Here is a 12181-nt window from a genome sequence, read left to right as displayed (position 1 = left end):
ACAAGCGGGGGAGGGGCCTACTGTGAGGCCCAGCCCAGGATGGCCTCAAAGAAACGCTCGCAGTCCCGTAACTGTTCAAGCTCAACCCACTCGTTCGGTGAGTGGGCTTGGGCAATATCGCCGGGACCGCACACGATGCTCTCAACCCCGGCGCGCTGGAACAGCCCCGCCTCCGTGCCGTAGGTGACCTTCTGCGGTGCCTCGGTTAAGCCCAATAGTGTATTTGCCAGGCGCACCAGCTCAGCATCGTCCGGGGTCCCCAGACCGGGGACGGCCGCCAGCAGCTCATGCTGCACCTGCACCTGTGCCGTCAACGACCCCGGTTCGGCGCCCGAGAGTTCCTCGGCGCGGGCCGCGCGGGCGTGCATCCTCGGCAGGATTGCCCCAAAAAGCTCGTCCTCAAGGCGCTGCACCACGGACTCCGTGGTCATTGAGGGTAAGATGCGGAAATCATACTCCAGCACGGCGCGTTCGGCCACGATATTGTACTGCACGCCGCCGCGCGCGAAATTCACCCCACCGGTTGCGTGCGGCACCACGAACGCCTGATCGAACGGGCCTTCCTGCTCCCAGCTATCAGCCAGGCGTGCGAAGAACGTAATGAACTCCCCGGCGGCATTGACGGCACTCACCCCGTGCGTGGCCAGAGAGGCGTGTTTGGCGACCCCGGTGATGCTGACCCTGCCACGGTGCGCACCCTTGTGGGCTGAGATGACGCGCATCGAGGTGGGTTCACCCACCACGCAGAACTGCGGGTGAACGCCGCGGTGTGTGAACTCCTCAATGAGGGCGGGCGCCCCAACACACCCAACTTCCTCGTCGTAGGTGAACGCAAAGTGCAGGGGCACACGCAGTCTATCCTGCCGGATGCGCGGCAGCAGCCACAGTGCCGCCCCCAGGTAGCCTTTCATATCGCACACGCCCCGCCCGTATGCGCGGGTTCCCTCAACACGCACCGTGAACGGGTCAGAGTCCCAGATTTGCCCCTCCACGGGTACCACGTCGGTGTGCCCCGAAATAATAATGCCCCCGTTCACCGTGCCATCGGCTGCGGGGATGGTGATGAAAAGGTTGGCCCGTGTGCCGTCTTCACTGTAGCTGCGGTGCCCGGTGTGCCCGTGGCGGGCAAATTCGGCCTCAATGTAGTCAATAATGTCTAGGTTGGAGGTTTGGGCGATACTGGGGAACGCAATCAGGCGGCGTGTGTACTCCAAAGATTCAGGCAGCAGCGGGGCGGAAGCGCTCTCTGCGGGGGCGGCGTCGGCGGTCACGGGGTTCTCCTTCAGGTGTTGACCTGTGTGGTTTTATGTTGTTCTACCTATTTAACCCTAGTGCGCCTCGTAATCCCAGTGTTTTTACCCGCAGGTGCCGGGTATCTCTTAATGGGCAGCAAAACGTGGCTTTTCAGCGCACATCAGCGCCCTATGCGCCGCTTCCGGGCCGAAAAGCCACGTTTGACGCCTCGCAGCGGCGTATTTTAGATAGCGTAATTGACGGTGGAGTGCTCCCCCAGCGCATGGAATTCCCGCGAATGGTACACGAGCGGGGTGCCGGTGAGGTCGTGGCGTACGAACTCTTCCACCTGGGCGGTGAAGACTAGGGCCGGGCCAGCTTCCACCCGGCTGAGCGGGGTTGCGCGCAGTACCCGGCGGATATCGTGCACCAGCGGCTCACCGGTTGCAATGAACTCCCAGGTTGAGGTGTCCGCAAAACGAGGGTAGCCGTGCGTGGCGAAATTACGTGCTATCTGCACGTTTTCGGCATCCAGCAGGTGGATGAGGAACGAGTCGGCGGCGGCGATTTTCCCGGCCGACCCGCTGTCTGCCTTGAGAGAGAACGCCACAATGGGCGGCTCTGCCGCAATGGAGGTGACGGAGGAGGCGGTGAAACCTGCCGGTTCGCCGTTCTCATCGGTTGCGGTAATGACGGCGACACCCGCGGGGTGATGCCCGAACGCCTGCTTAAAGAGCTCGGTGGTGTCTACAGTTCGGTAAGCGACCTCGGTCATAGTAGGTTCTTTCTCTGCGGCTGCACTCGGTTTAATCTACCTTTAGGGTAAATCTCGGGTGGGCACAGCGCCTGTTTTATGTCCCAATATTTCTAAGACTTACTTTTTGTGAAGCGCCGGGCGCAATGTTACGTAACATTGCGCCCCCCTGAGGCGGGCGCATCCGGTGAATACTACGCGGCGCGCCGAAGGCAAGAGTCGCCGGGATGCGGGCCCGCACGAGGTGCCAGAAAAGACGATTGGGTTCGGGGCTCGCTGACGGTGCGGGCAGGCCCACACCCTACGGTTAGGGTGCGCTACTCTTTGCGGTTAATGGCGGCCGCCATGGCCCCGAAATCACGCAGCAGCTGCGGCATGTCATCCCGGTCGGTGACTACCTCAATAAATACCGCCTTATCCCGTGTTTCGCGGGCGGTTGCGCAGGCGGTGGCCAGCTCATCCACGGTCGCCGCCCGCAGCACCAGCACCGTCTGGTCGGTGCCTCCAAACGCAGCCGGGATTTTCTGCCAATCATAGGTGGCGATGTCGTTATAGGCGGCGTTAGGGCCGTGGATGGAACGCTCAATCGTGTACCCGTCGTTATTAATAAGAAAGATCACCGGGGTGAGCCGGTGCCTGAAAATGGACCCAAGCTCCTGCACGGTCAGCTGCGCCGAACCGTCACCAATGAACAGCACCCCGCGTGCCTGCTCATCCGCCAGGGCCGCCCCAAGCAGAGCTGGCAGCGAGTACCCGATCGAACCCCACAGCGGCATACCAATAAACCTGGTCTGGGCGGGGAATGACTGCTGCGCCATACCGAAGAACGACGTGCCCATCTCAACCACCACATTATTGCGGGAATCCAGGTGCGAAGGGATGATGCTCCACAGCGCCTGCTGGGTGAGCGGCCTGTCGCCGCAGGCTGGCGCCCCGGTAGGTTCGGGCTCGCCGTAGTCGGGCAGGGTGGTGCCGTGCGCTGGTACGGTGTGCTCGGCTGGGCGTACCCCGGCATCCAGCGCGGCTTCTTTAAGGATGCGCAGGGCATCCGTGAAGGCTAAGGGAGCGAAAATTTTACGCCCAATCTGGGTTTGTTCGGCATCAACGGTGATGGCGCGGGCCGCGTCAATCTGGTGGGTGTACAATCCCGAGGTGGTGTCGGTGAACTGCACACCCGCCAGGATGAGCGCCTGGGCCTCTTCAACGGTGGCGCGGGTGGTGCTTGCGGAAAGCCCGCCAATGTAGACACCGGCGAACTGCGGGGAGGTCTCATCCAGGATGGACTTGCCCCAGATCATGGTGGCGAAGGGCAGCCCGGCGCTTTCCACAAGGTCACGCAGGTTTTCGGTGGCACCAAGGCGCTCGGTCATAATGTCCGCCAGCACGGCGGTCTTTTTGCCGCGCAAAAACTCGGTGGCAGCAACCCGGAACTCATGCTCAACACTGGGGGAAGAGACGCGCAGGTTTACGTTCAGCGGCGCGTTGGGCTTTGCGGCGGCGGCAACAGCCACATCCACGGGCAGCATAATGTACCCCGGCTTGTGGTGCAGCACGGCATCACGCAGCACCCGGTCAATGTCGCTGGCGGCGGTGGCGGGCTGCAGCACCGCCGTTGCGGCTGAAACTTCGGCGGCCATGCGCACAAAATGCTGGAAGTCGCCGTCGCCGAGGGTGTGGTGCATGCGCAGGTGCGCGTTTTGGGCGGCCAGCGATGGCGCACCCACAATGTGGATGACGGGCACGTTTTCGGCATATGAGCCGGCGGTGGCGTTAATAGCGGATAGTTCCCCCACCCCGTAGGTGGTCAGCAGCGCGCCAACCCCTCTGATGCGGGCGTACCCGTCGGCGGCGTACCCGGCGTTGAGCTCGTTGGCGTTACCCACCCAGCTAATATCCGGGTGGGCGAGTACGTCGTCGAGGAACTGTAAGTTAAAGTCGCCGGGCACACCAAAAAGGTGGTTCACGCCCAGTTCAGCGAGGCGGTCAAGCAGGTAGTTTCCAACGTTGTAGGTCATGAGGTCTCGCTTTCAAGGTGCAGTGCTGTGCGCCATTGGTGGGGGAACGGGGGTGCTATATCAGCTGTCGTGCCAATATTGCAGTTTTATGTGTCATAAAACATAGTTGTCTTTCATCATAGCTTGCCGTCCCAACTTCACGCACCAGATGCCCTTTATACCGCGCTATACCGGCGATTTCCGCCCCTGCAGCACAGCAGAATATGCGCCCCTATATTGTGACTTCATATATTCCCACTACTATTGAGAGGGAGAACCGTCTGATTCCCACCAGAACGCAGACACCCGCAGAGTAAGGCTTAACGGCTAGGAGAACACCGAATGGAAACGACCTGGGCATCGCTCACTATTCCGCTGATAGTGGGTGCTCTGATACTTCTCATCCCGGGTCTTATCGTTGCCGTAGCCTTACGGCAACGCGGCGTGGAGGCGCTGGGTCTAGCCGCGCCTATCTCTGTCGGAATTTTTGGTGTGAGCGCAATTGTGGCCTCTAAAGCGGGGATACGTTTTTCTTTTCTAATTCCGCTCGCTTTCGCGGTTATTCTCGCCGGTCTGGGGTATTTGATCTGTCGTCTGCTTGGCAGTCGAGGCTGGCTGGATTTTCCCGCCCCACAGAAACGGCGCGATCAGCAGGAAAACACCGCAATTGTGCGTTCTGGCTGGTTTACCTCGCAGACTCTTGCGGCGGGGCTTAGCGTTCTCGTCGGCTTTATCCTGCTGTACGTCAGCATTGCCCGCGCTATCGGACGCCCCGAATACATTTCGCAAACCTATGACGTAAACTTTCACCTTAACGCCATTCGCTATATGGCAGATACAGGCGATGCTTCCTCGCTGACCATCGCAAATATGACCTCGGGCGGGGAAGCACCAACTTTCTATCCCGCCGTTTGGCACGGTATTGCTACGGTTATCTACCAGGTAACGGGCATAAGCGTACCCGCCACCGCAAACCTTATGAGCGTGTTGGTGGGGGCGGTAATTTGGCCGCTGTCGGTCATGTATTTGGTGCGTTCCACGATGCGCGCCAGCATTCCGGCCCTGCTCAGCGTGGGCGTTGTTTCGGCATCGTTTACGGCGTTCCCCATGCTGCTCATCAACTTCGGCGTGCTTTACCCCAATAGCCTGGGTCTTGCGCTTCTTCCCACCGTGCTGGGTCTGTTCGCGCAGCTTCTGCGCACGGTACAGGTGCGCCGCATCGAGACGGTTCCGGCGCTGTACATGGGCTTTTTCATGGCGCTAGGGCTCGCCCTGGCGCATCCTAACGTCTTGATGACCATGCTCGCGCTCGCTCTGCCTATTATTCTGGTGCGTGCGGCACTGCAGATTCGTGCGGCGTGGCGCGGTGAACTCAAACCGCTTGTCTGCGTTATACAGTTAGTTCTCTTGGCGATATACCCGATTATCTTGAATGTTCTGTGGGGTATCGTTCGCCCAACTCGCGAGGCGGGCGGCTGGGAACCCACACAATGGGACAGCACGGCCGTGGGTGAAGCTCTTCTGAACGGTCAAATGAGCAATGGTTTGCTCTGGACCGTTTCCGTGCTTGCCTTCATGGGCGCGTACTATCTGCTGCGTACCCGAAGCATCGGCGTTTGGCTGCTGCTCAGCTGGGTGTACGTGATGTACTTCTATGTTGCCGCCCGGTGGATGGTCTGGGACGATGGGCGAGACTGGGTTTTGGGCGTGTGGTACCACGATCCGTTCCGCCTTGCCGCGAATGTGCCAATTCTAGCGGCGCCGATGGCCGTTGTTGGTGTGCACGCCGCGTATCAGTGGCTTAAGGCGGCGATTGCGGTTCTAGGCGAGCGCATTGCACCGCTTAAGGAACACGGCGGAATTATATCCTTGGCGCTGGCAGTTATTCTCTTGATTCCGCTGGGTATCAACCTGCAGACAGATCCTAATATCCAGGGTTATATTAAGGGCACCCAGGAACGGTATCTTCCCAAGTCAGACGCCTTGCTCCTCTCGACCGATGAACGTGACGTGATTGAGCATCTGCATGATTACGTGCCAACTGGAGAAACCGTAATTGTGCAGCCCTGGACCGGCAGCGCAGTGACGTATGCGCTCACCGGATATAAGGTGACGGCTGCGCATCCTCTGTACACGGCTACCCCCGATGCCCGAGAGATCTATCAGCACCTCAACGAGGCCGCTGATAACCCCGCCGTATGCTCTGCGGTGCAAAATTCAAAGGCATATTACTACCTGGACTTCAAGGGACGGGAGATTAACGAAGAGATTCGTGGAGATCACCGTTCCCAATACCCCGGTCTGGAAAAACTACAGGAGAAAGGCGTTGCGGAGCCTGTGTACTCAAAGGGCGAGGCAACTCTTTACCGCATTACGGCTTGTGGCACCCCTCAGTAATGAGTGGTATTCCCTGTTGAGAACCATACATACACGGGGCAGCGGCGGCTGTCACGGGTGTTTCAGTGCTCTCTGCCTTTGACTGATAGACTGAGTACAGTCATAACACGTGTATTCCAGTACCACCGAGAGGAATCCCCTACGCATGAGTTCAGAGAGTTCGCAGCCGATGCCGCGCACACTCGTCATTATGCCTGCGTGGAATGAGGAAGAAATTATCGGTAACACTATCACTGAGCTCTTGCAGAGGGTTCCTGAGGTAGACCTAGTCGTGGTGAACGACGGTTCTACGGACCATACCTCAGAAATTGCGCGCAGAGCTGGTGCTTTTGTGATCGATCTGCCCTACAACATGGGGGTAGGGGCGGCGATGCGCACCGGGTATAAGTATGCTCGCCGCGCCGATTACGATTATGCGATGCAGGTGGATTCCGACGGTCAGCATGATCCTACGTGCATTCCAGATTTGATTGCGCACGCGCAGGATTACGATATTGTTATTGGGTCCCGATTCGCGGGCTCGGGTGAATATGATGTATCTGGCCCTCGAAAATGGGCGATGAGCCTGCTTTCACACCTTTTTACCCGCGCTGCGAAAACCCCCTTCACCGATGTGACGAGCGGCTTCAAAATCGCCAACCGTAGAGGTATCAAATTTTACTGTAAATACCTGCCCGCCGAGTATTTAGGCGATACTATCGACGTTACCGCTATGGCTATTCGTCAGGGTCTGCGGGTAAAGCAGACCCCTGTGAGAATGCGTGAGCGTCAAGGTGGAACCCCTTCCTCCGGTCCGGTGAAATCGGCGATTTATCTTGTTCGTTCACTCTTCGCCTACTGGATTTCGATGAACCGTAAAAAGACTGATAGGAAGGATCAGCATGAACGCTAGTATATTCTTCCTTATCGTCGCGCTGTGTATTTGTACGCTCGTTATTATTCAGGTGCGCAACCTGAAGATGAAAGAAAAATACGCGGCTCTGTGGCTGGGTGTCGGTGCCGTCATTATTGTGCTGGGGATATTCCCCGGACTGCTGGACGGCATTACCGGATTTGTGGGTTTAGCGCTGCCGGTTAACCTGCTCTTCCTACTCTCTATTGTGCTGTTGATGTCCGTGTGCCTGCACCTCACTCTGGAGGTGTCCAGGCTTTCGGAGAAGACGCGCATCCTTGCTGAAGAAGTGGCTATCTTGTGGGCGCTTCACGAGCAGCCCGGTGGTGCGCCAGCGCATCGCACCCCGCAAGATCCCGACCAAGATCCCCAAGACCCGACCTCTGGAGCTGAACACGATGACTGTTGATATCCTCTTCCCCTACTACGGCGATGTTTCAATGATGAAGCAGGCTGTGCTCTCTATCGTGCGACAGACCAACCCCGACTGGCGCCTGATTGTAGTGGACGACGGCTACCCGGATGAATCTATTCCCGGCTGGTTCTCCTCACTGAACGATGAGCGCATCACCTATATGCGCAATGAAACGAACCTGGGCGCAAACGCCAACTACCGTAAGTGTCTAACCTTCGTAGAGAACGACCTCGTAACCGTTATGGGCGCGGATGATGTGATGCTCCCCAACTATGTGCAGTGGCTGGTAGACTCTGCCGCCGCCCACCCAGAAGCCAGTATTTTCCAGCCCGGTGTGGTGGTTATTGACGAGAATAATGCGCTGTCTAATACCCTTGTGGAGCGCACGAAAGAACACTACCGTCCTGCGGCAGAGGCGGTTCTGCAGGGTGAAGAGCTCGCGGTTTCTCTGCTGCGCGGCGCATGGTTCTATTTCCCCTCGCTCGGTTGGCGTGCTGAGGCTATTGTCGATACCGGATTCCGTGAAGGCCTTAACGTTATCCAAGACATGGCGCTTATCCTCGACATTACGATGCGCGGCGGCGCCCTCTACTACGATCCGCAGGTAGCCTTCATGTACCGTCGTCACGGCGGTTCCGATTCGTCATGGCGTGCACTGGAAGGCACCCGCTTTGAAGAGGAACGCGGCTACTACAAGACGATGGCCGCCGAGATGGACGGGCTCGGGTGGAAGAAGGCGGCGCGGGTGGCGCGCATCCGCTTCTCATCCCGTGCTCACGCGCTGACGCTGCTTCCGAAGGCGGCCCTGGCGAAGAAATGGCAGGGTGTGAAGAATCTTGCCGTTCATGTGGTGAAGTAACATTCAATGACTGGCGCGAAGAACACACCCCAGGATGACCCTGCCCCAGAGGATATAACCTCCGAGAATACGGATCAGCAGGGCACAGCTGGCGGGACTATCAGCCGGTATCAATCGATGGCGCTTTTAGCGTCCTCGGTATTGACGGCATTAGCGACCCTGGGCGTCACCATTATTGCCCACCGGTCGCTGTTAGAGACGCATCTGACCGAATTCCTGCTGTTCTGGAGCGCGCTTTTTGCGGTAACTGGTATTATTACGGGCATTCAGCCGGAAGTAACCCGCGCGGTCGGCGCGGCACGACGTGACGGTATATACCGGGTGCGTGTGGTGTACGTTGCTGGCGCGTTCGGTCTGCTGGCGGGAATACTTGTGGTTCTCACGTCCCCGTTATGGGCGCCTAAACAGATGCCTATCAGCATGCCGTGGGCGGTGGGTGCTATGGCCGCCGGTGTGTTCTTCTACGCCCTCCAAGCGGCGATGAGCGGCGCAAGCGCCGGGCGCGACAGTTGGTATCTTTTCGCCGGAATCGGCGCTTTAGAATCGGCGGGTCGTCTCGTGCTGATGCTTCTTGCCGCGCTGATGATCCCGTCTATCGCGGGTCTGGAAGTTGCCACCGTAGCCCCCATGATGCTGTGGATTCTGTTGGCTCTGTTCTTGCCGGGCGGGCGTAAAGCCTGGGTGGCACGCGCCGATATTGACGTCAAACAGCTCAGCATGAACCTGATCTGGTCGTTTCTCTCTTCGGCATCCGCTGCGGTGCTCATGATGGGATTCCCCAATATTTTGAAGGAGAGCGAAGCAAACCAGGACGACTACACAAAAGTGGTTTTAGGAACGCTGATTCTGGCAATTTCGATTACGCGCTCGCCAATTATGATTCCTCTACAGGCGTTCCAGGGGGTAGCCGTTTCGGCGTTTTTGAAGCAGCAGCATCGACCGGTAGCGGCGTTTATCAAGCCTGCAGCGGCGGTGCTGGGTATTGGCGCTGCGGGGGCTGGAGCGGCGTACCTGATCGGGCCTCTGCTGTTTCGCCTGATTTACCCGCCTAAGCCCGAGACCCAGGCGGTTTATGACCATGTTATTACCGGGGCTGTGCTGGGGATTCTGGTTTTTGGGTCAGCTATGCTGGCGCTGGTAACCCTTTCGGGAAATATGGTGTTGGCGATTAACCGGCACCGCGCCTACGTGGCAGGTTGGGCGGTCGCTGCGGTTGTAGCTATTGCGGCGGCGTTCCTTGTTCCGTTACCGCTGGTGGGGCGTGCCCTTGTGGCGCTTTACGCTGGTCCGCTCAGTGGTTTCATAGTGCATGTGATGGCTATGCGGATTCACGCCCGTTCTGCCGCACAGGCGCTCAGTGAGGGGGAGGCTTTACGGGAAATACTGGTTGAGGGTACTTCTCGGGATGAAACTCACTAGCATAATCTACGTGTTCTGAATAAACCCCTCATGACGATTTCTTGGAGTAAAACTCGTTAAGGAAGAATCCAGCGGCGTATCGGAGGAATGAGCCGCAGCATCCAGACAATCACGGCGGATAAAGCCCACACGAAGAGCGCATAGGGAACCTCCCACTGCACTTTGGTTAGGGAGAAGTTCATCGTCTCTAGAATCTGGATGATAAGAAGGTGAACCAGATAAATTCCAAAAGTGAGAGCCGCAAGGCGTTTTAGAATATTCTGCACTGTGGCCGATGCTTGACCAATACGTGAATACTTGCAGAACACCAAGACCGCGCTTGCCCAGAGGATCGCCGGTAGTGCAAGGTAACCGTGCGCTACAGATTTGAGATCGGGGCGGTGAGCGATAAGGTACGTACCCCCGAAGATATACACCGCTAAGCCCAGTACCCCCAACAAATAAATAACGATGCGCCACGCACGGGAAAACTCAGTATTGGCAAGTGCATACCCGAGAAGACAGAACCCCAGGTATCCAGTAATAGGCGCTATGAATTCGGGGAAAATATTGGGGCGCAAAAGGTGAATTTCCTGGGTAAGAATCGGCAGAAAAAGCCCGAGCGCCGCCATAAGCCAGAGGAACCCGGTGCGTGCCGTGGTAGCTTGTTCCGCCTGAACACCACGTATGGCGTAAGAGAAAATTGGAAGCACTAAATAGACGCCGACAAGAACCTCAAGATACCAGAAGGTAGCTGCCTCGCTGCTGGGAGCTACTAATGTTCGCAGAATTTCGTGAACTCCAGGAAACGGAGTAGAACCCGTCCACATATGAACGAAAAGATAGACCTGCGCCCATAAGATCATGGGAATCAGAATTTTGGTAAAACGCTTGCGATAGAACGTTCCTATAGACTCGCGGCGAGTAAAATCCAAGAGATTAATACCGGTCGCCATAAAGAATAGCGGAACTGCCGCAACCCCGAAGCCAGATAGGATATTTTCAACCCACCACGCCGAAGATGACGGATTATCCGGGCTAATAAAACGCACATGCAGGAGTACCACCCACATGATTGCCACCGAATTGATGAGGTCAAGGTACACACGGCGCTGCTTTGACGATTTTGTCCCCGGAAGGTGAAGGGAATTATCCCGTGTGGTGCCTACCATACAAACCCCTTTGTGTTCTATGACTGCCGTTCATGCTTATAGATGCGTAAAAGTACTAAAATTCATATTTTACATTTTATAAGTAAGTTTTATATATATTCCGTATAAGATGCGGTAGAGCTTTGGAGAAGTTTTAAGAAGTACCCCCGCTGCTCCAAAGACTCGATTGGTGCGAAGCACTGCGAGCGCTTGTGCATAAGTGAAGCCTTTGCGGCTTGCACGTAACGTCTCTCGTGCACTATCACCGCCGACCACTAAGGCCTGTTGGGCGTTGTTAAGAAACGCAAGAACTCGTGCGACGTTTAGGGCTTTTTGTGCGTCAGGTTCGCTGCGGCGCTCTCCGAGAGCTTCCTCAAAATATGCGATGAGGCGGTGTGTTTCTTCTACCGGCGTGATGCGACTCCACGTCAGGCTGTCTGGAGTTACGGAGTAGTTGTAGAGAGGGTCTTCTATCACTGATACGCTCTGCGCCGCCAAGTAGCACTTGAGGAGAGCGCATTCATCTTCGGCGCGCTCAATATCGGGGTAACGAACATCGTTGAAAAGAGAACGGCGAATAATTTTATCCCAGGCGTAAGGGGAAAGCTTATCTTGTAGAAGCTCGTAAGCTGCTTGTTCACCGGTGTGTATACCTGGTGTACCCTTGAGGCGTTTAGTCTTGTGCCCCCGCGTATCTACCATGTTATGGGCACAATTCACTACGTCTGCTCCGGTAAGCTCAGCCTGTTGATGCAAACGTTTCAAAAAGGTGGGTTCGAGGGCATCATCAGAATCGGGGAAAACTACCCATTCACCCCGTGCATGATCAAGCCCCTGATTGCGCATAGCGGAGAGACCTTTATTTTCGGGGTTGTTGAAGATGCGGATGCGGGTGTCGGGGTTTTTCTTGTGGTAGTCGGTGATGATCTCGGCGGAGTTGTCGGGGGAGCCGTCGATCATGATCAGGAGCTCAAAGTCGGGGTCTGTTTGGTTTCGGACGGATTGTATGGCGTTGATGACGGTGTTGGCGGTGTTGTAGACCGGCATGATGATGCTGGTACGAGGGGTAAGCATAAGTTCTTCCTGGA

The 12181-nt window shown here is 56.9% G+C and carries 10 protein-coding genes; 5 read left to right on the top strand and 5 right to left on the bottom strand.

Going from position 1 to position 12181, the window contains the following annotated elements; genetic code table 11:
- Positions 1-17 precede the first annotated feature (17 nt).
- The 3 genes from argE to D8M23_RS08270 form a co-directional block, all read right to left on the bottom strand.
- Positions 18-1271 (bottom strand): acetylornithine deacetylase, encoded by a 1254-nt coding sequence (gene argE / locus D8M23_RS08280; RefSeq protein ID WP_126854387.1) that lies wholly within the window; start codon positions 1269-1271, stop codon positions 18-20.
- 206 nt (positions 1272-1477) lie between these two features.
- Positions 1478-2008: a flavin reductase family protein gene (locus D8M23_RS08275; protein ID WP_126854386.1), complete on the bottom strand. Its 531-nt coding sequence runs from the start codon at positions 2006-2008 to the stop codon at positions 1478-1480.
- A gap of 296 nt (positions 2009-2304) precedes the next feature.
- Positions 2305-4002, bottom strand: coding sequence for an alpha-keto acid decarboxylase family protein (locus D8M23_RS08270; protein WP_126854385.1), 1698 nt, complete (start codon positions 4000-4002; stop codon positions 2305-2307).
- A 321-nt stretch (positions 4003-4323) separates the two neighbouring features.
- On the opposite strand from D8M23_RS08270, the gene D8M23_RS08265 reads away from it, so the two are divergent.
- The 5 genes from D8M23_RS08265 to D8M23_RS08245 all read left to right on the top strand — a co-directional run bounded on the left by D8M23_RS08265 (position 4324) and on the right by D8M23_RS08245 (position 9963).
- Complete coding sequence (locus tag D8M23_RS08265) at positions 4324-6378, top strand: DUF6541 family protein (RefSeq protein WP_126854384.1); 2055 nt, start codon at positions 4324-4326, stop codon at positions 6376-6378.
- A gap of 145 nt (positions 6379-6523) precedes the next feature.
- Positions 6524-7270 (top strand): glycosyltransferase family 2 protein, encoded by a 747-nt coding sequence (locus D8M23_RS08260; RefSeq protein WP_126854383.1) that lies wholly within the window; start codon positions 6524-6526, stop codon positions 7268-7270.
- The gene (locus tag D8M23_RS08255; RefSeq protein WP_094758488.1) at positions 7260-7679 is read left to right on the top strand and encodes a DUF2304 domain-containing protein; all 420 of its coding nucleotides are present in this window, start codon (positions 7260-7262) and stop codon (positions 7677-7679) included. Before D8M23_RS08260 ends, D8M23_RS08255 begins: the two co-directional genes overlap by 11 nt.
- The gene (locus tag D8M23_RS08250; RefSeq protein ID WP_126854382.1) at positions 7669-8544 is read left to right on the top strand and encodes a glycosyltransferase family 2 protein; all 876 of its coding nucleotides are present in this window, start codon (positions 7669-7671) and stop codon (positions 8542-8544) included. The genes D8M23_RS08255 and D8M23_RS08250 overlap by 11 nt, the downstream gene beginning before the upstream one ends.
- A 6-nt stretch (positions 8545-8550) precedes the next feature.
- Entirely contained in the window at positions 8551-9963 is a 1413-nt protein-coding gene (locus D8M23_RS08245; RefSeq protein ID WP_126854381.1) for a hypothetical protein, read from the top strand.
- Between the two features lie 56 nt (positions 9964-10019).
- On the opposite strand, the gene D8M23_RS08240 is transcribed toward D8M23_RS08245, so the two are convergent.
- Both D8M23_RS08240 and D8M23_RS08235 read right to left on the bottom strand, forming a co-directional pair.
- Complete coding sequence (locus D8M23_RS08240; protein WP_126854380.1) at positions 10020-11114, bottom strand: acyltransferase; 1095 nt, start codon at positions 11112-11114, stop codon at positions 10020-10022.
- A 69-nt stretch (positions 11115-11183) separates the two neighbouring features.
- The gene (locus tag D8M23_RS08235; protein ID WP_126854473.1) at positions 11184-12167 is read right to left on the bottom strand and encodes a glycosyltransferase family 2 protein; all 984 of its coding nucleotides are present in this window, start codon (positions 12165-12167) and stop codon (positions 11184-11186) included.
- Positions 12168-12181 lie beyond the last annotated feature (14 nt).

Source organism: Rothia sp. HSID18067 (assembly GCF_003989445.1).
Taxonomy (GTDB): Bacteria; Actinomycetota; Actinomycetes; order Actinomycetales; family Micrococcaceae; genus Rothia; species Rothia aeria.
The sequence above is the reverse complement of the archived record's forward strand: the minus strand, read 5'-3'. Positions and strand labels throughout refer to the sequence as shown.